This is a genomic window from Bradyrhizobium sp. TM233, assembly GCF_036247965.1.
In the GTDB taxonomy this organism is placed as follows: Bacteria; Pseudomonadota; Alphaproteobacteria; order Rhizobiales; family Xanthobacteraceae; genus Bradyrhizobium; species Bradyrhizobium ottawaense.
In genome coordinates, this window is record NZ_BTIG01000008.1 from 352,171 (window position 1) to 373,351 (window position 21,181).

Sequence of the window (21,181 nt, forward strand, 5' to 3'; positions counted from 1 at the left end):
GTGTCGTTTTCTGTTGGCCGTCCCTGCAACCAGAGCTATATGTTCCGGGTCGAGGCAGTGGGTGCACAGATGATTGGCTTGAGAAAGCCAAGGCGAAGGTGGTGGGGATGGCTTGTCGCCATCGCATATCTGCTTGCCTCGATGACACCGTCGCTTGCGATCTCGACCGCTCTGGATGCATCGATTCAATGCGAGCATCCGGCCGATCAGCCCGCGCATGAGCACGCGCACGATGAAGGTGCCACTGTGCATTCGCATGACGTTGCGATGGCCGGGGATTGCGACGACGATCAGGGCCGGCCTGGCGACCGGCATGCCACCTGCTGCGGCTCGGTGCTGTGCTTCAGCGCCGTGTCGCCTCAAGCTCCCGCGATTGCGGAGTTCGTCGTGCCGCATGCGCGCTGTGAAGCGCAGCCTGATGTGATCGGCGACGCGGGTGCGTTCCGCCGTCACTACCGGCCCCCCATCGCCTGAGATAGCTCCCGAAGATCGAACTGCGTCGCTCCAGGTTTGAGCGCGGATCGGCACGTCTGCGAGGGGCACCATGCCCCGGCGGATGACGGCGATGCGTACCCAGACTTCGCACACCGCGATGCGACAGGACCGGTCTCGGTCGTTGCTCGCGCGTGCTGCGTGTTGAGCGGAAGAACGCCGACGTCGCGATCATCGGCTTGCAGAAGGCGAGGTGACCGCGTGAGCGACGTTCGAGCGGTGATCTTCGCGACTCTTGTTCGGGGGCTGCCGCATCCGCGGATCGCAGCCGTGTCCGATTTGACGCGCTCCCGCTCCAACGAAGCAATCTACCGAATGTCGCGCAAGGACGATGCGTCATGAAATCGCCGAACGAGAGTCTTCCAGAGCGGACAGCCGGTTCCCCGGATGCGCAGGACGCGGTCGTTCGTGCCGCCCTCGTCGGCAGTTACGATCGCCTCCGCAGCTATCTGCAGCGACGCTTTGGCGGGAAGGCGGAGGCGGAGGAGGTGCTCCAGGCGTTCATGTTGCGCGCGCTGGAGCGGTCCGGCGACATTCGTGATTCGGATTCGGTCCGAGGCTGGTTGAGCAGGGTCCTGGCGACCACCATCGCCGACTTTCACCGCCAGATGTCAAAGAGCAGAACGCGGGAGATGCCGTTCCCGCATGAGCTCAACGAGCGTCTCGCAGCCGATCCGGATGCCGCGGCGAACGCCGCGGTCTGCGAGTGCCTTCATACCCATCTATCACTGCTGAAGCCGGAGCATGCCGAAGTGATCAGAAGGTTGGACCTCGGCGGTGAGCCGCGGGAGCTGGTCGCAGCCGATCTGGGCGTGACCGTCAACAACCTGACCGTTCGCCTTCATCGCGCGCGACACGCGCTGAAGGAGCGTCTCGAGCAGACATGCGTTGTATGTCTCGAGGATAGCTTCTGGGAATGCCGCTGTGCCGACAACCGAGGTCCGTCCTAACCGGCCTCGCGGCGTCGGGCTTTCACGCCGCCGCGCTGGGCGAGCCGGCTGCGATGCAGCGCGAACAGCTCCAGCACCTTGTCGGCGGGTTTTGCTGCGCTGAACAGATAGCCCTGCATCTCGGAGCAGCCGAGCGCGCGGAGCAGACGCTGCTGCTCCTCGGTCTCGACGCCTTCGGCCGTGGTGGTCATGCGGCGCGCGGCCGCCAGATTGACGACGGCCTGCACGATGCTGGCGGAGCCGTCGGGACCGGCGATGTCGTCGACGAAGCAGCGGTCGATCTTGATCTTGTCGAACGGGAAGCGGTGCAGATAGCTCAGCGAGGAGTAGCCGGTGCCGAAATCGTCGAGCGCAATGCGCACGCCGATGGCGCGGAGCTGGTGCAGGATCGCCAGCGCCGTGTCGTCGTCGCGGATCAGCACCGCCTCGGTGATCTCGAGCTCGAGCCGGCTCGCCGGCAGGTTGGAGGCGGCGAGCGCCGCCATGATCTTCAGCGCCAGCGTGCCGCTCTTGAACTGCACCGGCGAGACGTTGACGGCGAGGCGGATGTCGTCGGGCCAGTTCGCGGCGTCGCGGCATGCGGTCGCCAGCACCCATTCGCCGATCTCGTTGATCAGGCCGGTATCCTCGGCGATCGGGATGAACTCCGCCGGCGAGACCATGCCGCGCGCGGGATGACGCCAGCGCACCAAGGCCTCGCAGCCGGTGATGCGATCATCCTTCAGGCTGAGGCAGGGCTGGTAATAGACCTCGAGACCGCCATCGCGTTCCCCCTGGGCGATGGCGTGGCGCAGGTCGATCTCGAGCTGCCGGCGCTCGCGGACCTTGGCATCCATCTCCGGTTCGAAGAAGCGATAGGTGCGGCGCCCGGCGGACTTGGCGGCGTACATCGCCATGTCCGCGTTCTTGAGGAGCTGGTCGAGCGCCGTGCCGTGTTCCGGCGCGAGCGCAATGCCGATGCTGGCGTCGGTGGTGAGATGGTGGCCCATGCAGTCGAACGGCGCGCGGATGGCCGCGAAGACCCGTGCGACGAGCTCGTTGACCTGGTCGAGCGACGTCACCGCGCTCTGCACGATGGCGAATTCGTCGCCGCCGAGCCGCGCCACGAAATCCGCCGGGCCGGCACAGCGGCGCAGGCTTGCGGCAATCGATTTCAACAGCTCGTCGCCGACGAGATGACCGAGCGCGTCGTTGACGCCCTTGAACTCGTCGATGTCGATGTAATGCACCGCGATCTGTTCGTCGTTGCCGACGGCGGCCAGCTCTTCGCGCAGATGCTCGTGGAACATGGTGCGGTTGGGCAGGTCGGTCAGCGCGTCGTAGTGGGCGAGGTGGGTGATGCGCTCCTCGATGCGGCGGCGCTCGGTGATGTCCTCATGGGTCGCCACCCAGCCGCCGTCCGCGAGCGGCTCGTTGAGGATGTGGATCGAGCGGCCGTCGGAGGTATCGACCACCATGGAGTTGCGCGCATGGATGCCCTTGAGCACGCGCACGACATAGTCGTCGACGTCGCCAGTGAACGAGCCGGTCGCCTTGCGATGGGCGATGATGTCGTGGAAGCTCGAGCCGGGCTTCACGATCCTGGCCGACAATCCGTACATTTCGATGTAGCGCTGGTTGCAGACCACCAGCCGCTGCTCGGCGTCGAACAGCAAGAGGCCCTGCGTCATGTTGTTGACGGCGCGGTCGAGCCGCAGCTTCTCCAGCGTCAGGCGCTCGCGCGACGCCCGGTGCTGCTCGAGCAGCTTGCGCACGACCGCGATCAGCACGCCTGCGATGGCGAGCGCGGAGGCGGCCGCGACCGAGATCAGCATGCCGATCTGCTCGCGCCAGTCCGTCAGGGCGGAGGCGCGCGTCGTGCTGGCCATCATCAGGATCGGGAAATGGGGCAGCGCGCGCGAGGAGATCAGCCGATCTTCTCCGTCGACGGGGCTCGTGAAGCGGCCGGCGAATTGATCGAGCCCGAAGACCCTCTGCTGTTCGAATGAACCTGTTCTGAAATTCCGCCCCATCAATTCGCTGGAATGGGGATAACGGGCGAGCAGCGTGCCGTCGCGATGCAGCATCGAGATCGTCGCGCCTTCGCCGAGCGCGACAGAGGCGAAGAACGTCTCGAAATTGGCGGGCTCGATGCCGCGCCCGACGACACCCAGGAACTCGCCGTTCGGCCCGACGAGCCTGCGCACGATCAGGACTGTCCAGGCGCCGGAAATACGGCTGTGCAACGGCTCGATCAGGACATCAGGCGAATGGGGATCGTATTTGAAGGTGCGAAAATAGGCGCGATCGGCAACGTTCACTTTCGGAGCCGGCCATGCCGTCGACGAATTGATCAGATTGCCTTCGGCATCGATGATGTTGACGCCGCCGATATAGGGCAGCGCCTCGATCTTCGAGCGCAACATCCGGTGGACGTCCTCGCCGGAGAGTCGCTTGCGATAGTCTCCAACGGTCCTGATTCCGGTCGTGCGGACGTGGTCGACGAAGTCCTTCTGGATGACCGCGAAATCCTGCAATTGCTGATCGAAATGATGGGCGAGCAGCAGCACGGTGTTTTCCAGCTCGCGGCTGGAGTTGCGCAGCGCCCGCTCGCGGAAATTCTGCGCCATCAGGACCGAGCCAATGGCGATGGCCGCGATCAGCAGAGCGCCGCCCACCACCAGCCAGCGGATCGGTCCGCTGCGCACGAAGGCGTGGTCAAAGAGGCGACTGCCGAATCTCGTCATCATGCTGGATCATTGCCGTGCACACGTCAGGATCAATTCTTGGCCCCGAAAACATCCGTTGGTTTACGGGAACGGTGTGGAGGCGAAGTTAGGAAGCGCGGTTAACGCCGTGTGAACGCTCGCGCACAAATGCAATCGAGGTCCAGCAATGTCGGGGGCAGGAATTGCCGAAAGCTTTCGAGGGGGCCGGTCAATTCCTGCCGGCCACGCCACAATCAACCAAGGCCTAACCATCTAACGTGTTGGGGATTCTCACGTCGGGATTGGCACGCGATTTGCGAGATCCCTGCTGACGACACAGAGAGGACGCAACGATGAAGAACACCCTGAAGGACTTCCTTGCCGACGAGCGTGGGGCAACCGCGATCGAGTACGGCCTGATCGCGGCCGGCATCGCGCTGGCCATCATCACCGTCGTGAACGGCATGGGCTCCAAGCTCAACAGCAAATTCACCGCGATCAGCTCTTCACTGCGCTGATCGCATGGGCTCCGCTGCGCGCCGGGATCGCCGCCACGATCAGCGCCGCGACGATGTTCGCGGCGGCACCGAGCAGGATCGGCAACGCGTAGCTGTGGTTGACGTCATAGGCGAAGCCGGCCGCACTCGGGCCCACCAGCGTGCCGAATGCCACGCTGGTGTAGAGAATGCCGATGATGCCGCTGACATTGCGGCCGCCGAAATGATCCATGACCACGGAGGGGAGCACCGCGACCCAGCCGCCGTAGAACACGCCGTAGACGAAGGCGAAAGCGGCGAGGGGCCAGACATCCGCGGCGACGGCCCAGATTACCATCGCGAACGCCATTCCGATCAGGACCAGGACCAGCGAGCGGTCACGGCCCAACCGGTCGGCGAGCGCGCCGAGAAAGAAGCGGCCAGCGGTGCTGCCGGCCCCGATCACGCCGAGCAGCAGCACGGCGGAGGACGCCGCGACCCCGTGGTCGCGCGCGTAAGGCACGAGATGGACGAACGGAACGAAGGCGCCGAACGAGCAGACCAGACAGGATACGTAGAGGGTGACAAACCGCGTCGACCGGACTGCCTCGCGCACCGAAGCGCCGTCGGCGTTGCTTGCGCCCGCGGCCTCGCGAGGCGGATCGCCGTCGGGGCCAAGGCCGCGGCCCTTCGGATCGTTCTCGATGAGCAGCGCCGCACCGCCGCCCAGCGCCAGCGCGATCGCGCCCAGCACCAGATAGGCCTCGCGCCAGCCCACCGAGGCGATCAGCAATGAGGCGAGCGGCGGCATCGCCAGCGTGCCGAGCCCGATGCCGCTCACCGCGAGCCCTGAGGCAAAGCCGCGGCGCCTGACGAACCAGCGTTGCACCGCGCCGATCGCGGGAACATAGGCGCAGCCGACGCCGAGACCGACGCCGAGCCCGTAGGCGAGATAGACCTCGACAAGGGAGCGTGCAGCGCTCGCGGCCGCAAGTCCGACCGCGACCAGGATCATGCCGGCGACGGCCAGCGGACGCGAGCCAAACCGGTCGGCGAGCGGACCGCTGACGAGGCCGAGCGCGAAGTACAGAAAGCCCGCGATCGAAAACACCAGCGAGATCGAGCCGCGCGAGGCGCCGAAATCGCGCTGGAGCGGTTCCAGAAACGCGCTGAACGTGTAGGCGGAACCAAAGCCGACGAACATGACGGCAAATGCCGCCGCGACGACGAACCAGCCATGGAAGATGTTTCGCCGAGCGAGTGTGGATTGAATCGTCAATGCGGCCTCCGCGCGGTGAGGGAAGGATGACGACGATGCCACGATGTGGCCCGCTGGAACGCCGCGCCGGCGCGCACCAGCATGGCCTCGTCGAGATGAGCGGCGACGAGCTGGAACGCGATCGGCAGTCCGTCTGCCGATGCGCCACCTGGCAGCGTGATCGTGGGATGACCGGTCATGTCGAACGGGCAGGTGTAGCGCTGCAGATTCGCGATCAGATCCGGCTGCTCGCCGAGCGTCTGGATCATGGCAAGTGTCACCGGCGGGAACGGGTGCACCGGGATCAGCAGCAGGTCGATGGTCTCGAACAGCGCAGTCACCCGGCCGCGCAGCGCCAGCCGTCGCAGCAGGATCTTCTGATAGTCGAGAGCAGAGAGAGCGCGGCCGGTCTCGATCACGGAGGCGAGGATCGGACCATACTCATCCTTGCGGGCGGGATAGGTCGCCTCGTGCGCGACCGCAGCTTCCACCGCGCAGTTCGGCGTCCAATCGGCGATCGCCTGTGTGACGTCGGGAAATCGGACATTGACGGTGTCGGCGCCAAGCGCGCGAAAAGCATCGATGGCGTCCGCCAGCATGCGCTGGGTCGCAACGTCCACGTCGTCGCTGTTCCAGACCGGATCGACGCCGATCCGCAAGCCCCGCACGTCCTGTGCGGCGGCAGCCAGATAGTCGGGCACCGGATCGACCAGCGACGTCGGGTCGTTCGGATCGTGTCCGGCGATGATGCCGAGCAGCGCGCCGGCGTCGGCCGCGCTGCGGCCGATCGGTCCGACATGGTCGAGCGTCGCGGCAAGCTCGAACGCGCCGTGGCGGCTGACGCGGCCCCAGCTCGGCTTCAGCCCGGTCAGGCCGTTGGCGGCGCAGGGCCAGCGGATCGAACCGCCGGTGTCGGATCCGAGCGAGCCGAAGCAAAGTCCGGCAGCCGTCGCGACCGCCGATCCGCTGGACGAAACACCCGGCCAGTAGCTCGCATTCCACGGATTCTTCGGCGGTTTCACCAGCGGATGGTGATCGGCATAGGCGCCCTCGGTGAGTTGCACCTTGCCGAGGATCACGGCGCCCGCGCTCCTGAGCCGGTGGACGACGGTTGCGTCTTCGCGGGGACGAAAGTCGCGATGAAGCGTGGTGCCTGCCGCCGTCGGAACGCCCTCGGTCCAGAACAGGTCCTTGAGCGCAATCGGCACGCCATGCAGGGGGCCCCGATACCGGCCCTGCGCGATGTCGGCGTCCGCGGCTTCCGCCTCGGCCATGGCCGTTTCCGCCATCACGTGAACGTAGCTGCCGAGATCGCGGTCGATGCAATCGATCCGGTCAAGTTGCGCGCGCGTCACCTCCAGCGCCGAGATTTCGCGCGCCTTGAGGCGTGCCGCGAGCGTGGTGAGTTCGAGATAGTGCAGGGCGTCGGCCACGGCTCGATTCTCCATTCCGATGATTGCAGAGGCGCTCGACCCCGAAGGATCGGATCGACACCAGTATAGATAAGATACAGGTGTCGCTTGCTGTCAACCAGTAAATCTGTTTTACTGGTGTTCAAATCTTTGGTGTTCCGATGTCGAGAGAGTCGCGCAAATTCCAGGTTCCCGACGCGCTGGCGAACGTCTACGATTTCGCCAACACGCTCGATGTCCGCCATTTCACGCATTTCGGCGTGGAGCATCCGGAGAGCGATGCGCTCGGCGGGCCGAAGGAACTGGCGGACTGGATGCGGGAACGCGGCCTGGGTGCCGGGGGCGGGCGTGTCACGGCCGCGATGTTCGAGACGGCGCTAAGACTGCGCGAGGCCTTGCGTGCCTATCTGCAGTGTGAGCCGAGCGAGCGGCTCCGGAACAAGAGCGTTCTCGGTACTCTCAATGAGGCGCTCGCGCCGTTTCCGTTGCGGGTGGAGGCGCACGCAGGGCGTGGCGCAACGCTGTCGGCAGCGCGCGAAGATGCGCTCGCCGGCCTGTCGGCCATCGCGATCGAGCTTCATGACGCGACCCTGGTGGGAACGCTGGACCGGCTCAAGACGTGCGCGTCGGAGGAATGCCGCCGCGTGTTTTTCGACCGCTCAAAGCCGTCGACGCGGCGGTGGTGCATGTCGACGCTATGTGGCAACCGGATGAAGACGCGCGCTTATCGCGAGCGGCAGCGCGAGGCGAAATAGAGCGGATTGCGCAGTCAGGCGCGGTAATGGCCGGACTTGCCGCCGAGCTTCTCGACCAGATGAATGCCCTCGATGCGCACGCCGCGCTCGACCGCCTTGATCATGTCGTAGATAGTGAGGCAGGCGACCGAAACGGCCGTGAGGGCCTCCATCTCGACCCCGGTCGGACCCGTGACCTTCACGCTGGCGCGGACGAGGCAGCCCGGCAGCTTCACGTCGGGCTCGATGTCGAGCGTCACTTTCGACAAGGCCAGCGGATGGCAGAGCGGGATCAGCTCCGAGGTGCGCTTGGCGGCCATGATGCCGGCGATCCGGGCCGTGCCGAGCACGTCGCCCTTCTTGGCGTTGCCGGACACGATCAGGTCGAGCGTCGCCTTGGTCATGACGACGCGGCCTTCGGCGACCGCGAGGCGCTCGGTCGCGGGCTTGTCCGAGACGTCGACCATCCGCGCCTCGCCGGAGGCGCCGATATGGGTGAGGGCCGGGACGGCTTTCTTCGACGGCATCGCCTTGGCAGGTTTGCGCGCCATGTCAGCGCGTGCCCGCGGCGCGCGCGGCCTCGCGCGCGAGCAGCGTGCGCGTCGCGGCGGTGACGTCGGCCTGCCGCATCAGGCTCTCGCCGACCAGGAAGGTCGACATGCCGACGCGCTCGAGCCGGGCGAGATCGGCGGGCGTGAAGATGCCGCTCTCGCCGACCATCAACCGGTCCTTAGGGATCAGCGGCGCCAGCATTTCGCTGGTCGCGAGCGTGGTCTCGAAGGTGCGAAGATTGCGGTTGTTAACCCCGATCATCGGCGAGCGGAGCCTGAGCGCGCGGTCGAGCTCGGCGCGGTCGTGGATCTCGATCAGCACGTCCATGCCGTAAGCGATCGCGGCGTCCTCGAGGTCCTTTGCCGTGGCATCGTCGAGCGCGGCCATGATGATCAGGATGCAGTCGGCGCCATGCGCGCGCGCTTCGGCCACCTGGTAGGTGTCGAACATGAAATCCTTGCGCAGCACCGGCAGTGCCGTCGCTGCACGCGCCGCCACCATGAAGTCGAGATGGCCCTGGAACGAGGGCGTGTCGGTCAGCACCGACAGGCAGGCTGCGCCGCCGGCTTCATAGGCCTTGGCGAGCAGGGGCGGATCGAAATCGGCGCGGATCAGTCCCTTCGACGGCGAGGCCTTTTTCACCTCCGCGATCAGCGCGTAGTCGCCATTGGCGTGCTTGGCCTTGATCGCGCGCAGGAAGCCGCGCGGTGCAGCTTGCGCCTTGGCCTTCGCCTCGACCATCGACAGCGGCTTGGCGCGCTTGGCGGCGGCGATCTCTTCGCGCTTGTAGGCTTCGATTTTGGTCAGGATGTCCGACATGTCAGGCTTAGCCGTTCGAGATCGCGATCAGGTGCTTCAGCTTCGCGTTGGCCGCGCCGCTGTCGATCGACTTCGTGCCGATCGCGACGCCCTCCTTGAGGTCCTTGGCGCGGCCGGCCACGACCAATGCGGCGGCGGCGTTCATCAGCGCGACGTCGCGGTAGGCGCTCGGCTTGCCGTCGAGCACGCTCTGCAGGGCGATTGCATTGGCGTCGGCGTCACCGCCCCTGAGCGCGCCGGCCTCGCAGCGCGGCAGGCCGGCATCCTCCGGCGTCACCTCGAAATTGCGGATTTCGCCATTGTGGAGCGCGGAGACGAAGGTCGGGCCGGTGAGGGTGATCTCGTCGAGACCATCGGAGCCGTGCACCACCCAGGCGGATTCGGAGCCGAGGTTCTTCAGCACCTGCGCCAGCGGCTGCACCCATTGCCGCGAGAACACGCCGACCATCTGCCGCTTCACGCCGGCCGGGTTGGATAGGGGGCCGAGCAGATTGAAGATCGTGCGTGTTGCAAGCTCAACCCGGGTCGGGCCGACGTTCTTCATGGCCGGGTGATGGGCGGGAGCGAACATGAAGCCGATGCCGCATTCGCGCACGCAGTGGCCGACCTGATCGGGCCTGAGGTCGATCTTCACCCCGAGCGAGGCCAGCACGTCGGCGGCGCCCGAGCGCGACGACAGCGCGCGGTTGCCGTGCTTGGCCACCGGCACGCCGGCGCCCGAGACGATGAAGGAGGCGCAGGTCGAGACATTGACCGAGCCGGAGCCGTCGCCGCCGGTGCCGACGATGTCGACGGCCTCGGGCGGTGCCGTCACGGTCAGCATCTTGGAGCGCATCGCCGTAACAGCGCCGGTGATCTCGTCCACGGTTTCGCCGCGCACCCGCAGCGCCATCAACAGTCCGCCCATCTGCGAGGGCGTGGCCTCGCCACTCATCATGGCGTCGAAGGCGGAAGCCGCTTCCTCACGCGACAGGCTGGCGCCGGTCGCTACTTTTCCAATGATCGATTTCAGGTCGTCCATCGCGTGCTTTCAACTTATTGCTGGTTCGCGCCGGTCACCTGCGCGAAGGCGGCCTGATTAATGGTGGTCCCGATGTCGGTTTCAAGCTTGTTGACGTAGGAAGCGACCTGCTCCTCGGTCTGGGCACGGTCGAGGCTTTCCTTCAGCTTCTTGACCGCGTCGGAGGCGGCGTCGACCGTGGGATCGACGATCTCGGTGACGCGGAACACGATCACCTCGGCGCCCCCCGTCACCGGCGTCTGTCCGACGCCGTCCTTGGCGGTGCGGAAGGCAGCCGCCACGACGGCTGCGGGCACGCTGGCGGGCGTGTCGTCGCGCTTGAAGCCGGTTGCAGTTTCGACCTTGGCCCCGATCGCTGCGGCTTCATCGGCGAGCTTGCCGCCGGATTCGAGCTTCTGAACCATCTCGGTCGCCTTGGCCTTCAGCTTGGTGGCGATCTGGTCCTGGCGCCAGCGCGCCTCGACCTGGTCGCGGACCTCGTCCAGATTGCGGTCGCGCGAAGGCGTGATGGCGAGCACGTCGTACCAGACGTAGCCGCCCTTGAACGAGATCGAGTCGTTGTCGACGCCGACATCGGTGTTGAAGGCCTGCGACACCACGTCGAGGCCCTGCGGAATGTTGGCGACCGGCTGGCCGTTCGGGGCGCGGCCGGAACGATCGACCGCGTCGATGGTCACGGCGGTGAGGCCGAGCTTCTGCGCCGCGTCGATCACGCTGGAGCCGCCGCCGCGCTCGTCTTCCATCTTGTCGCGGAGATCGGCGACCTTGACGCGCGCGCGCTCGGTGGCGATCTCGCGCTTGATGTCGCCGGCAAGGCTGGCGTAGTCCGCCTCTTTGCCCGGCTCGATCTTGTCGACCTTGACGATCGCGACGCCAAGCCCGCCCTGGATCGGCTGGCTGATCTCGCCGGCGGGAAGCGCGAAGGCGGCATCGCCGACGGCGGCAGCGAGCGAAGACTTGGTCACGAGGCCGAGGTCGACGTCGGAGGCGCTCAGCCCGCGCTCCTTGCCGAGATCCTCGAACGACATTCCGCCGACGAGGCGCTCGCGTGCGGCCTGCGCGTCGGTCACGTTGGGAAACACGATCTGTTGGATCTGGCGCTTCTCCGGCGTGCCGAGCCGGTCCTTGCGCTGCTCGAACACCTTCTTGGCGTCCTCGTCGGAGACCTCGCTCCACTTGCCGATTTCTTCCGGCGAGACCACGACGAAGGCGATCTTGCGGTATTCGGGCGCGCGGAACTGGACCTTGTGGTCCTCGAAATAGGCGGAGAGCGCCTCGGGCGAGGGCGCGTCGATCTGGCCGGCCTGGGCGGCGTCGAGCCTGACGAATTCGATGGCGCGCTGCTCGTTCTGGAAGCGCGTCAGCACGTCGATCATGGCTTTCGGCGGCTCGAGGCCGGCGCCGATCGTGCCGGTGATCTGCCGGCGCAGCGACACCTTGCGCTGCTCGGCGACGTAGCGCTGCTCGGTATAGCCGAAATTGCGGATCACGGCCTGGAATCGGTTCGCATCGAAGCTGCCGCCGACGCCCTTGAAGTTGGGGTCGTTCATGATGACCTGGCGGATCTGGTCGTCGGACTGGCCGAGCCCGAGCCGGCGCGCCTCTTCGTCGAGGGCAGCTTCCGCGATGGTCTGCTGCAGCACCTGGCGGTCGAGGCCGAAGGCACGGGCCTGGTCGGGCGTCAGCGGACGGCCGAACTGGCGGCTGATCTGTTGCAGGCGGTCCGTGTAGATCTGGCGGAACTCGTTCAGCGAAATCTCGGTGCTGCCGACCTTGGCCACCGTGGACTGCCCGAAGCCCTTGAAGATGTCGGCGATGCCCCAAATGCCGAAACTGACGATCAACACGCCCATCACCACGGCCATAATGGTCTTGCCGAGCCAGTTTGATGAGGCCTTGCGCATTCCTCGAAGCATTTGGTCCAACTTGTTTGAGCAGGAGGGGAACGGGAGCGCGTCTTAATGCAGATTCCGCAAAAGCGCGTCACCAAATTGATCAATCATCATAAAGTGGCGGCTTTCCCCCCGCAACCTCGGGTCCGGCGACCGTTTGCGGCTGCGGTTAAAAGCCTCTGGTCTCTGGAACTGCGGCAGGTCCTCTGCTAGCGCATGCACAAACCTCATTTTGCTGGAAATTGACATGACCGACGCCATCCGCCCCTTGATCGCCGGCAATTGGAAAATGAACGGCCTGAAGGCCCAGGCTGCCGAGTTCGACGCCATGCTCGACGGCGCGGCCGAGGTGATCGGCAAGGCCGATCTGCTGGTCTGCCCGCCTGCGACCCTGATTGCGGCCTTCGCCGACAAGGCGCGCGGCAAGAAGGTCGCGGTGGGCGCCCAGGATTGCCACCCCAAGGCCTCCGGCGCCCATACCGGCGATATCGCCGCCGAAATGCTGGCTGACGCCGGGGCAAGCGCCATCATCGTCGGCCATTCCGAGCGCCGCGCCGACCACGGCGAGGGCGATGCCCTGGTCCGGCAGAAGGCCGAGGCCGCCTGGCGTGCCGGTGTGACGGCGATCGTCTGCATCGGCGAGACCCAAGCCCAGCGCGATGCCGGCCAGACCCTGGACATCCTGCGCGGGCAGCTCGCCGGCTCGCTGCCTGAGGGCTCGACGGCCGCGAATCTCGTCGTGGCCTATGAGCCGGTCTGGGCGATCGGCACCGGGCTCACCCCCACGGCCCAGGATGTCGAGCAGATTCATGGGTTTATCCGGGAGCTCCTGACCTCCCGGTTCAAGACCGATGGTGCGAAGATGCGCATCCTCTACGGCGGCTCGGTCAAGCCCTCGAATGCGGCCGAGCTGATGGCGGTCAAGAACGTCAACGGGGCCCTGGTCGGCGGCGCCAGCCTGAAAGCGGCCGATTTCCTTGCGATTGCGAAGGGCTGCCCCTAGCTAATTCAAACCGTTAGTCCCGGCTGATCGGGGGTGGCATTGGCCCCTCCGATCGTGTAACACCGCGCAACTTCAGGAAACCCGCGAAGCGCGATTGGCCGCCGTCAGGCGCCGCCCGCTTGTGACGGAAGGATACTATGCAGACCGTTGTCATCGTCATCCACCTCATGATCGTCGCCGTCATGATCGGCGCCGTCCTGCTCCAGAAGTCGGAAGGCGGCGGCCTCGGCATGGGCGGCGGCGCAGGTTTCATGTCGAGCCGCGGCACCGCGAACCTCTTGACGCGGACCACCGCGATCCTCGCCGCTGGCTTCTTCCTCACCAGCATGTTCCTGTCCTGGCATGCGGGCTACAGCCGTGCGCCGTCGTCGATCATCGGCACGCCGGCCTCGCAGGGCCAGCCGGCCGGCGGATCGCCGATCGCGCCGCCGACCTCGGGCGGCATCCTGGATTCGCTGAAGAAGGCCGACGAGCAGCAGCAGGCGCCGGCTCCGAGCGGCCCGCAGGTGCCGCGCTCGCAATAAAGCAGGGGGGCCATGCAGGGCGGTGGCTACCGTCCTGCGTCAACAACCCCCATCAAGGCACTGTCACCACTCTTAGTTCTGGATCACCCACAGGCCCGCAAAATCTTTGGGGCGGAATACGAATCGCTTTGGCGAATCGAATTCGAGGGATTAGAGGTTAAGTCCCATGGCGCGGTACATATTCATCACCGGCGGCGTGGTTTCTTCGCTCGGCAAGGGTCTGGCTTCAGCGGCACTCGGTGCGCTGTTGCAAGCCCGGGGCTACAAGGTCCGCCTCCGCAAGCTCGACCCTTATCTCAACCTCGATCCCGGAACGATGTCGCCGTATCAGCACGGCGAAGTGTTCGTGACCGATGACGGCGCGGAGACCGATCTCGATCTCGGTCACTACGAGCGCTTCACCGGCCGGCCTGCGACCAAGCAGGACAACATCACCACGGGACGCATCTACCAGGACATCATCTCCAAGGAGCGCCGCGGCGATTATCTCGGTGCGACCATCCAGGTGGTTCCGCACGTCACCAACGCCATCAAGGAATTCGTCCTCTCCGGTAACGACGATTACGACTTCGTGCTGGTCGAGATCGGCGGCACCGTCGGCGACATCGAGGGCCTGCCGTTCTTCGAGGCGATCCGTCAGCTCAAGAACGAGCTGCCGCGCGATCACGCCATCTACATCCACCTCACGCTGCTGCCTTACATTCCGAGCGCCGGCGAACTGAAGACCAAGCCGACGCAGCACTCGGTCAAGGAGCTGCGCTCGATCGGCATCCAGCCGGACATCCTGCTCTGCCGCACCGACCGCGAGATTCCGAAGGAAGAGCGGCGCAAGCTGGGGCTGTTCTGTAACGTGCGTGAAAGCGCCGTGATCGAGGCGCGCGATGCCGACAGCATCTACGCCGTGCCCGAAGCCTATCACGCGGCGGGCCTCGACGACGAAGTGCTCGCCGCCTTCGGTATCGAAGCGCGCATCCCGCCGGTGCTCAAGAGCTGGCACCAGATCAATGAACGCATCCGCAATCCCGAGGGCGACGTCACCATCGCCATCGTCGGCAAATATACCGGCATGAAGGACGCGTATAAGTCGCTGATCGAGGCGCTCTCGCATGGCGGCATCGCCAACAAGGTCAAGGTCAACCTCGACTGGATCGAGAGCGAGATCTTCGAGAAGGAGGATCCGGCGCCGTTCCTCGAGCACGTCAACGGCATCCTGGTGCCCGGCGGCTTCGGCCAGCGTGGTGCGGAAGGCAAGATCAGGGCGGCGCAGTTCGCGCGTGAGCGCGACGTGCCGTATTTCGGCATCTGCTTCGGCATGCAGATGGCGGTGATCGAGGCCGCACGAAATCTCGTCGGCATCGAGGACGCCAATTCCACCGAGTTCGGCCCGACCAAGGAGCCCTTGGTCGGCCTGATGACGGAGTGGCTGCGCGGCAACGAGCTCGAGAAGCGCTCGCAGGCCGGCGATCTCGGCGGCACCATGCGGCTCGGCGCTTATCCCGCTGCGCTCAACCGCGGCAGCCGCGTCTCGCAGGTCTATGGCGGCGCGACCGAGATTTCCGAGCGCCACCGCCACCGCTACGAGGTCAACACCGCCTACAAGGATCGCCTCGAGCAGCACGGTCTGAAATTCTCAGGCCTGTCGCCCGACGGCGTGCTGCCTGAGATCGTCGAGTACGAGGACCATCCCTGGTTCATCGGCGTCCAGTTCCACCCCGAGCTGAAGTCGCGGCCGTTCGAGCCGCACCCGCTGTTCGCCTCGTTCATTCAGGCGGCGATGGTGCAGAGCCGGCTGGTGTGATGGCTCAGCGCGCGGCGGAGTAGTCGCTCGCGCGATGCATCGGCTCCAACGCGGCCCGCGCTGACGGTTCTGGCGCGAGCGATCCCGCCACCAGCTTCATCTGCGGCCGCCGCGTCAGCCTGTAGACGGCGGCAGGTGGCACGTTCAGCAAGGCGCGATCGACGAGCTTGGCGCGCAGGCCGAGCCGATCGAGCACGGGCCGCGGCACCGGGCAGCTCATGCCGTAGGTGAACTGGTAGAAGGCGCCGCCAGGGCGGACATAGCTGAACGCGCCGCCGATGATCGAGACGACCTTGCGCGTTGACATGTTGAGCAGCGGCAGGCCGCTCACGACGGCGCCGACGGGAGCGCCGTCATAGAGGCGCTCGGTCGCAAGCCGGCCTGCGTCCATCCACAGCACGCGCGACCCGGGAAAGCGCATCTGCAGCAGCTTCATGAAGTCGGAGCCGTATTCGATCAGCGTGAGGTCCTGCGGACGGACGCCGCGCTTGAGCAGCTTGTAGGTGAACGCGCCGGTGCCGGGACCGAGCTCGAGGATCGGACCCGTCGTTGCGCTGATCTCGCGCGTGATGAGATCGGCGAGCGCCGCACCCGACGGTGCGACCGCGCCAACCCGACGCGGGGACGACATCCAGGACAGGAAGAAGGAAAGAAAATCGTTGGGCATGCGCACTCCGGAATCTTGCTTTGCACCTCAATGAGGTGCGACGCATGCAGTGTCGCGGGAGCGCATTGCGACAGCATTGCGCTGACCTGTGCGAATGCGAATTGAATCAGCTCTGCCGCACTTCCGGCAGCGTCATCCGGAAACAGGCGCCGCCCTCCGGTCCGTCCGCGACCGAAACGTGGCCGCCATGCAGCTGCACGATCTCGCGCACCATGTTGAGGCCGAGGCCGGCACCGCGATCGAGCGGCGTCAGCCGGTAGAACGGCTCGAAGATCTGCTCGCGCTGATCGGCGGGAATGCCGGCGCCTTCGTCCGCGACCTCGATGCTCGCAGGCCTGCTGACGCGAATCCCGATCGTGCCGCGGCGCGGGCCGTGCTGGATTGCATTCTGCACGAGATTGGTCAGCGCGCGCTCCAGCGCCGCCGCATCGCCGATGGTCTCGATCGGTGTCGCCGGCGCGTCGAGGGCCAGCTCGTAGCCGGCGGCAATCGCCAGCGGCGCGAGATCGGCGGCGACGCTTTGCGCAACGGTGACGAGATTGACGCGCGTGAAGGGATGGCCGCAGCGGTCGATCCGCTGGATATCGAGCAATTGTTCGGCGAGCGTCGCCAGCCGTGCGGAATCCTCCAGCAGACGGGTCTTGTCCGGCCCAGGGGCCAGTGACTCCAGCCGCGTGTTCAGGATCGCGATCGGCGTACGAAGCTCGTGCGCGGCGTCGGCGACGAAGCGCTTGTGGCGGGCATAGCCCTGGTCGAGCCGCGCCAGCGCGTCGTTGATCGCGCTCACGAGCGGCATGACCTCCAGCGGGATGCGCTCCACCGGCAGCCGCGCGCCGCGCTGATGGATGTCGATGCGCCGCGCCTCGTCCGCCGCGCTATCGAGCCCCCTGAACGCGCGCCGCACGATCATCGGCGTGGCGATGAACGTCGCCGTTCCCATCAGCAGCAGGCCGGGCAGGGCGATGCCGAGGAACGCAAGGGATGTCATGTACAGCGCCCTGGCGCCGGTTAGACGTCCTTGTGTCGCCGTGATGACCTGCACGTTGCCCGCATCGGTGTCGACCCGCTTCAGCCGTGCCGCCGGCTTGTGCGGGTCGTCCTCGAACATCTGCCAGCCGAGCCGCGCCTGGCTGATCTGGTCGAGGCCGTTGCCGATCGCAGCGAATTCGGCCGGCACGGTGCCTTCGCTGAGCGAGTGACCTTGCCGGTCGCGCACCAGAAACCAGAGGTCAGGTGTTTCACTGCGCAACTGCTTCAGCTCCGCGGTCGGCTGCAAGGCCAATCCGCCTTGCGCCTCGCGTGTGAGCGCGTGCTGGACGACGTCGATGACGCGGTCCTCGTCGCGCTCGGCCAGCACGAAGCCGGAGGCACAAAGCCCGGCGAGGACGACCGCAACCAGCGCGACCAGGATCGCGGCCTGAAGTGAGAGCAGGCGCCAGCTCAACCGCGAGCGCAGGCAATAAGGATCGTCGTGCTTGCTCATATCAGCTTCTTCAGCCTGGCAGCTTCTTGAGAAGATAGCCGACGCCACGGATTCCGTGGATCTCGATGCCCGCGTCGGCTTCCGCGAGCTTTCGCCGGAGCCGCGACACGTGCGTGTCGAGCGCGTTCGACTGGATCTCGTCGTCGAAATTGTAGACCGCCTCTTCGAGCGCCGAGCGCAGCACGGTCCGGCCCATGCGGCGGACCAGGGCCTCGAGCACCAGCAGCTCCCGGCGCGGCAGCTCGAGCGGCACACCGTCGATGCTGGCCTCGCGATGACTGAGGTCGAAGGCGAGGCGGCCGGCGCGGATCACATCAGGGGAGAGGCCCGCCGGCCGCCGCAGCACCGCGCGCAGCCGCGCCAGCAGCTCCTCGACGGCAAACGGTTTGGCCAGATAGTCGTCGGCGCCGCGGTCGAGCCCGGCGACGCGGTCGGCGACCTCGCCGCGCGCCGTCAACACGATGATCGGCACGCCGTCGGCGCGCGCCCTCAGTTTCGGGATCAAGGCGAGACCGTCGCCATCGGGAAGCTGGCGATCGAGCAGGACGGCGGCGTGGACGTCGGCAGAGATGGCCTCCTCCGCCTCGGCGAGCGTAGGGGCATGGTCCACCACCATGTCGTAGCGCTTCAGCGCCGACGCCAGCGCGTCGGCCATTTCGGCCTCGTCCTCGACGAGCAAAATCCGCATGATCCGGCACCTCAACCCCACCCGTGCCATTCTAGCGGCCGTACCATTGCGGCAGCATTGCGGGAACCGGCCGCGACAGAATGGCCTTGAGCGGGCCCCAGCCATGCGCGGAACGCGACAGGGGCGGTCGGGCGGGGCTCAAGACACCGTCAGGGCCAGTCGTTATAACCGCCGGACTTGGTCAGGGAGGAACAAGAATGATCTACGAAATGCGCATCTATCGTTGCGTACCGGGCCGTCTGCCGGCGCTGCTCAAGCGATTCGAGACCGCGACGTTGAAGATCTGGGAGAAGCACGGCATCAAGCAGGCCGGATTCTTCACGACGCTGATCGGGGACTCCAATCAGGAGCTGACCTATTTCCTGGCCTGGGACTCGCTCGCCGAGCGCGAGAAGAAGTGGGGCGCGTTCATGACCGATCCGGATTGGATGAAAGCACGCGCCGAGAGCGAAGCCGATGGCCAGATCGTCGGCAATATCGTCAGCCAGCTCCTGACGCCGACTGCCTTCTCGGTGGTGAAGTAGGAACCTGCCGATGCAAGGGCGACGCCGGGGAGCCCCGGCGCAACCCTGATATTCGACCGGCCCGGGCCGAATAGGGTTGATCCGACCCTCATGGCGGCTATGGTCGCGCCGAAACGAGGGATTTGCCTTGAGCTCTTCGCATTCAGCGGCGCCGGTCGTCACCATTGGCACGGTCAAGTTCGGCAATGATCTGCCGATCTCGATCATTGCAGGACCCTGCCAGCTCGAAAGCCGCCAGCATGCGCTGGAGGTGGCCTCCGCGCTGAAGGAGATCGCGGCGCGGCTGAACATCGGCCTCGTCTACAAGACCTCGTTCGATAAGGCCAACCGCACCAGCGCGTCGGCGGCGCGCGGGTTGGGCCTCGCGCAGTCGCTGCCGATCTTCGCCGAGATCCGCTCCTCGCTCGGCCTGCCTGTCCTGACCGACGTGCACGATGCCGCGCAATGCGCCGAGGTGGCGCAGGCCGTGGACATCCTGCAGATTCCAGCTTTCCTCTGCCGGCAGACCGATCTGCTGCTCGCGGCGGCCGCGACCGGCAAGGTCGTCAACGTCAAGAAGGGGCAGTTCCTGGCGCCCTGGGACATGGCCAATGTCGTCACGAAGATTACCAGCGCGGATAATCCCAACGTGCTCGTCACCGAGCGCGGGGCGTCCTTCGGCTACAACACGCTGGTCTCCGACATGCGCGCGCTGCCGATCATGGCGCGCACCACCGGTGCGCCTGTGATCTTCGACGCCACCCATTCGGTGCAGCAGCCGGGCGGGAAGGGGACCTCCTCGGGGGGCGAGCGCGAATTCGTGCCGGTGCTCGCCCGCGCAGCGGTTGCCGTTGGGGTTGCCGGTGTCTTCATCGAGACCCATCCGGATCCTGATCGCGCGCCCTCCGATGGGCCCAACATGGTGCCGCTGCGCGAGTTCGAGGGGCTGATCGCAAGGCTGATGGCGTTCGACGCGCTGGCAAAGAACCCGCGCTGATGCAGCAAGGCGAGGCGCGGCCGCAAGATCACGGCTTGCCGACAGCGCTCTACGTCATATCAGGCGCAAGCTTCGCCGCAGCGCTTTCGGCACGCGCGCTCGATCCGGTGCTGCCGCATGTCGCCGAGGATTTCGGCGTCAGCATTGCCACCGCCGCAGGCTTTGCCGCGGTGTTCGCCTTCACCTTCTCGATCATCCAACCCATTGTCGGCGCTGCCGCCGATCTGTTCGGCAAGACCCGGTTGATGATCGGCTGCCTCGCGCTGCTCGGCCTTGCCAACATCCTCGGCGCGCTCTCGTCCTCGTTCTCGGTTCTGTTTGCGACCCGCATCCTCGCCGGCATCGGTTCCGGCGGCGTGTTTCCGGTGGCGCTGAGCCTGACCAGCGATCTCGTCGGGCCCGAGAAACGCCAGGTCGCGATCAGCCGCACGCTTGCCGGCGCCATGACCGGCAATCTGCTCGGCGCCTCGGCTTCCGGCCTGATCGGCGATTTTCTCGGCTGGCGCGGCGTGCTTGCGGTGCTCGGCGGGCTCGTGATCGTGGCGTCGATCGCGGTCGCCGCCGGCTTTCACGGCGCCAAGGTCAAGCATCCGCCGAAGACCAGCCTGTCGGCGCTGAAGGCCGGCTATCGCACCATCTTCACCAACCCGAACGCCTATGTCTGCTACTCGGCGGTGTTCATCGAAGGCTGCTGCGTGCTCGGCCTGTTTCCCTACATCGCCTCGTTCCTGTTCGAGCTCGGGCAGACGTCGCTGTCGATCGCCGGCGTGGTCATCGCGGGCTTTGCAGTCGGTGGCCTATTCTACACGCTGACGGTGTCGCGCCTGCTGCCCTGGCTGGGCATGAAGGGCATGATGATCGCGGGCATGACGCTGGTCGCCTCACAACTCGTCGCCGTGGCCTTCGGGCCGCGCTGGGAGGTCCAGGCCCTGAATCTCATCGTGATGGGATGGGGCTTCTACATCGCCCATGGCTGTCTCCAGGTGTTCGCCAGCGAGCTCTCGGTCGAGGCGCGCGCCACCGCGCTGTCGCTGCATTCGTTCTTCTTCTTCATGGGACAGACGGTCGGGCCGCTCGCCTATGGCTTCGGGCTCCAGCATGCCGGCAAGATGCCGACCCTGTTCGCGAGCGCCGCGATCATGGTGGTGCTGGGCTTCGTCTGCGCCCGGCTGCTCAAGCAGCGTGCGCCGGCGGATGCGCGCGTTTGAGAGCTGTGGTGTGGGAC

The 21,181-nt window shown here is 66.1% G+C and carries 20 protein-coding genes; 10 read left to right on the forward strand and 10 right to left on the reverse strand.

Translation table 11 applies throughout. The features are described 5' to 3' along the window. Both AABA86_RS19720 and AABA86_RS19725 read left to right on the forward strand, forming a co-directional pair. On the forward strand, positions 1-474 hold the full coding sequence (locus AABA86_RS19720) for a hypothetical protein (protein ID WP_152102900.1): 474 nt from the start codon (positions 1-3) through the stop codon (positions 472-474). Positions 475-830: 356 nt separating this feature from the next. Then, positions 831-1,442: an RNA polymerase sigma factor gene (locus AABA86_RS19725; RefSeq protein WP_338307996.1), complete on the forward strand. Its 612-nt coding sequence runs from the start codon at positions 831-833 to the stop codon at positions 1,440-1,442. On the opposite strand, the gene AABA86_RS19730 is transcribed toward AABA86_RS19725, so the two are convergent. Further along, a complete protein-coding gene (locus AABA86_RS19730) occupies positions 1,439-4,171 on the reverse strand; it encodes a bifunctional diguanylate cyclase/phosphodiesterase (RefSeq protein WP_338307998.1) in 2,733 nt (910 codons plus the stop codon). The two genes, AABA86_RS19725 and AABA86_RS19730, sit on opposite strands and share 4 nt — an antisense overlap. Before the next feature lie 311 nt (positions 4,172-4,482). On the opposite strand from AABA86_RS19730, the gene AABA86_RS19735 reads away from it, so the two are divergent. Further along, the gene (locus AABA86_RS19735; RefSeq protein ID WP_212250941.1) at positions 4,483-4,647 is read left to right on the forward strand and encodes a Flp family type IVb pilin; all 165 of its coding nucleotides are present in this window, start codon (positions 4,483-4,485) and stop codon (positions 4,645-4,647) included. On the opposite strand, the gene AABA86_RS19740 is transcribed toward AABA86_RS19735, so the two are convergent. Beyond that, entirely contained in the window at positions 4,628-5,884 is a 1,257-nt protein-coding gene (locus AABA86_RS19740) for an MFS transporter (protein WP_338308000.1), read from the reverse strand. The genes AABA86_RS19735 and AABA86_RS19740 overlap by 20 nt on opposite strands. Next, complete coding sequence (locus tag AABA86_RS19745) at positions 5,881-7,296, reverse strand: amidase (RefSeq protein ID WP_338308002.1); 1,416 nt, start codon at positions 7,294-7,296, stop codon at positions 5,881-5,883. The genes AABA86_RS19740 and AABA86_RS19745 overlap by 4 nt, the downstream gene beginning before the upstream one ends. A gap of 140 nt (positions 7,297-7,436) precedes the next feature. On the opposite strand from AABA86_RS19745, the gene AABA86_RS19750 reads away from it, so the two are divergent. Then, complete coding sequence (locus AABA86_RS19750) at positions 7,437-8,030, forward strand: CGNR zinc finger domain-containing protein (protein WP_212250946.1); 594 nt, start codon at positions 7,437-7,439, stop codon at positions 8,028-8,030. A 14-nt stretch (positions 8,031-8,044) separates the two neighbouring features. Here the strand turns inward: AABA86_RS19750 and moaC are convergent, their stop codons facing one another. Genes moaC through AABA86_RS19770 form a run of 4 tightly spaced genes read right to left on the reverse strand, consistent with a single transcriptional unit; the run spans position 8,045 to position 12,317 of the window. After that, positions 8,045-8,560, reverse strand: coding sequence for a cyclic pyranopterin monophosphate synthase MoaC (gene moaC, locus AABA86_RS19755; protein ID WP_338308003.1), 516 nt, complete (start codon positions 8,558-8,560; stop codon positions 8,045-8,047). Position 8,561: 1 nt separating this feature from the next. Then, entirely contained in the window at positions 8,562-9,380 is an 819-nt protein-coding gene (trpC, locus tag AABA86_RS19760; RefSeq protein ID WP_338308004.1) for an indole-3-glycerol phosphate synthase TrpC, read from the reverse strand. Positions 9,381-9,387: 7 nt separating this feature from the next. Next, positions 9,388-10,401, reverse strand: a complete 1,014-nt coding sequence (gene trpD, locus AABA86_RS19765; RefSeq protein WP_338308005.1) for an anthranilate phosphoribosyltransferase — start codon at positions 10,399-10,401, stop codon at positions 9,388-9,390. Between the two features lie 14 nt (positions 10,402-10,415). Continuing rightward, positions 10,416-12,317, reverse strand: a complete 1,902-nt coding sequence (locus tag AABA86_RS19770) for a peptidylprolyl isomerase (protein ID WP_338308006.1) — start codon at positions 12,315-12,317, stop codon at positions 10,416-10,418. Positions 12,318-12,540: 223 nt separating this feature from the next. Here AABA86_RS19770 and tpiA point away from each other — a divergent pair, with 223 nt between their 5' ends. The 3 genes from tpiA to AABA86_RS19785 all read left to right on the forward strand — a co-directional run bounded on the left by tpiA (position 12,541) and on the right by AABA86_RS19785 (position 15,618). Continuing rightward, positions 12,541-13,296 (forward strand): triose-phosphate isomerase, encoded by a 756-nt coding sequence (gene tpiA, locus AABA86_RS19775; protein ID WP_338308007.1) that lies wholly within the window; start codon positions 12,541-12,543, stop codon positions 13,294-13,296. Between the two features lie 137 nt (positions 13,297-13,433). Further along, positions 13,434-13,820: a preprotein translocase subunit SecG gene (secG, locus tag AABA86_RS19780; RefSeq protein ID WP_018320274.1), complete on the forward strand. Its 387-nt coding sequence runs from the start codon at positions 13,434-13,436 to the stop codon at positions 13,818-13,820. Positions 13,821-13,986: 166 nt separating this feature from the next. Beyond that, on the forward strand, positions 13,987-15,618 hold the full coding sequence (locus tag AABA86_RS19785; RefSeq protein WP_212250952.1) for a CTP synthase: 1,632 nt from the start codon (positions 13,987-13,989) through the stop codon (positions 15,616-15,618). Positions 15,619-15,622: 4 nt separating this feature from the next. On the opposite strand, the gene AABA86_RS19790 is transcribed toward AABA86_RS19785, so the two are convergent. From AABA86_RS19790 to AABA86_RS19800, 3 genes are all read right to left on the reverse strand, one after another. After that, positions 15,623-16,285, reverse strand: coding sequence for a class I SAM-dependent methyltransferase (locus tag AABA86_RS19790; protein ID WP_212250954.1), 663 nt, complete (start codon positions 16,283-16,285; stop codon positions 15,623-15,625). A 106-nt stretch (positions 16,286-16,391) separates the two neighbouring features. Then, the gene (locus AABA86_RS19795; RefSeq protein WP_338308008.1) at positions 16,392-17,768 is read right to left on the reverse strand and encodes a sensor histidine kinase; all 1,377 of its coding nucleotides are present in this window, start codon (positions 17,766-17,768) and stop codon (positions 16,392-16,394) included. A gap of 10 nt (positions 17,769-17,778) precedes the next feature. Further along, a complete protein-coding gene (locus AABA86_RS19800) occupies positions 17,779-18,456 on the reverse strand; it encodes a response regulator transcription factor (RefSeq protein WP_212250958.1) in 678 nt (225 codons plus the stop codon). Between the two features lie 197 nt (positions 18,457-18,653). On the opposite strand from AABA86_RS19800, the gene AABA86_RS19805 reads away from it, so the two are divergent. The 3 genes from AABA86_RS19805 (at position 18,654) to AABA86_RS19815 (ending at position 21,164) form a co-directional block, all read left to right on the forward strand. Then, positions 18,654-18,980: an NIPSNAP family protein gene (locus tag AABA86_RS19805; RefSeq protein WP_212250960.1), complete on the forward strand. Its 327-nt coding sequence runs from the start codon at positions 18,654-18,656 to the stop codon at positions 18,978-18,980. A gap of 127 nt (positions 18,981-19,107) precedes the next feature. Beyond that, on the forward strand, positions 19,108-19,956 hold the full coding sequence (kdsA, locus tag AABA86_RS19810) for a 3-deoxy-8-phosphooctulonate synthase (protein WP_212250962.1): 849 nt from the start codon (positions 19,108-19,110) through the stop codon (positions 19,954-19,956). Continuing rightward, on the forward strand, positions 19,956-21,164 hold the full coding sequence (locus AABA86_RS19815; protein ID WP_338308010.1) for an MFS transporter: 1,209 nt from the start codon (positions 19,956-19,958) through the stop codon (positions 21,162-21,164). Before kdsA ends, AABA86_RS19815 begins: the two co-directional genes overlap by 1 nt. Positions 21,165-21,181: the final 17 nt, after the last annotated feature.

What these genes read in the sequence shown, in the direction of transcription:
- AABA86_RS19725 (WP_338307996.1), top strand. Translation starts at nt 831, where the DNA reads ATGAAATCGCCGAACGAGAGTCTTCCAGAGCGGACAGCCGGTTCCCCG.
- AABA86_RS19730 (WP_338307998.1), bottom strand. Translation starts at nt 4,171, where the DNA reads ATGATGACGAGATTCGGCAGTCGCCTCTTTGACCACGCCTTCGTGCGC.
- AABA86_RS19735 (WP_212250941.1), top strand. Translation starts at nt 4,483, where the DNA reads ATGAAGAACACCCTGAAGGACTTCCTTGCCGACGAGCGTGGGGCAACC.
- AABA86_RS19750 (WP_212250946.1), top strand. Translation starts at nt 7,437, where the DNA reads ATGTCGAGAGAGTCGCGCAAATTCCAGGTTCCCGACGCGCTGGCGAAC.
- moaC (WP_338308003.1), bottom strand. Translation starts at nt 8,560, where the DNA reads ATGGCGCGCAAACCTGCCAAGGCGATGCCGTCGAAGAAAGCCGTCCCG.
- trpC (WP_338308004.1), bottom strand. Translation starts at nt 9,380, where the DNA reads ATGTCGGACATCCTGACCAAAATCGAAGCCTACAAGCGCGAAGAGATC.
- trpD (WP_338308005.1), bottom strand. Translation starts at nt 10,401, where the DNA reads ATGGACGACCTGAAATCGATCATTGGAAAAGTAGCGACCGGCGCCAGC.
- AABA86_RS19770 (WP_338308006.1), bottom strand. Translation starts at nt 12,317, where the DNA reads ATGCTTCGAGGAATGCGCAAGGCCTCATCAAACTGGCTCGGCAAGACC.
- tpiA (WP_338308007.1), top strand. Translation starts at nt 12,541, where the DNA reads ATGACCGACGCCATCCGCCCCTTGATCGCCGGCAATTGGAAAATGAAC.
- secG (WP_018320274.1), top strand. Translation starts at nt 13,434, where the DNA reads ATGCAGACCGTTGTCATCGTCATCCACCTCATGATCGTCGCCGTCATG.
- AABA86_RS19785 (WP_212250952.1), top strand. Translation starts at nt 13,987, where the DNA reads ATGGCGCGGTACATATTCATCACCGGCGGCGTGGTTTCTTCGCTCGGC.
- AABA86_RS19790 (WP_212250954.1), bottom strand. Translation starts at nt 16,285, where the DNA reads ATGCCCAACGATTTTCTTTCCTTCTTCCTGTCCTGGATGTCGTCCCCG.
- AABA86_RS19795 (WP_338308008.1), bottom strand. Translation starts at nt 17,768, where the DNA reads ATGAGCAAGCACGACGATCCTTATTGCCTGCGCTCGCGGTTGAGCTGG.
- AABA86_RS19800 (WP_212250958.1), bottom strand. Translation starts at nt 18,456, where the DNA reads ATGCGGATTTTGCTCGTCGAGGACGAGGCCGAAATGGCCGACGCGCTG.
- AABA86_RS19805 (WP_212250960.1), top strand. Translation starts at nt 18,654, where the DNA reads ATGATCTACGAAATGCGCATCTATCGTTGCGTACCGGGCCGTCTGCCG.
- AABA86_RS19815 (WP_338308010.1), top strand. Translation starts at nt 19,956, where the DNA reads ATGCAGCAAGGCGAGGCGCGGCCGCAAGATCACGGCTTGCCGACAGCG.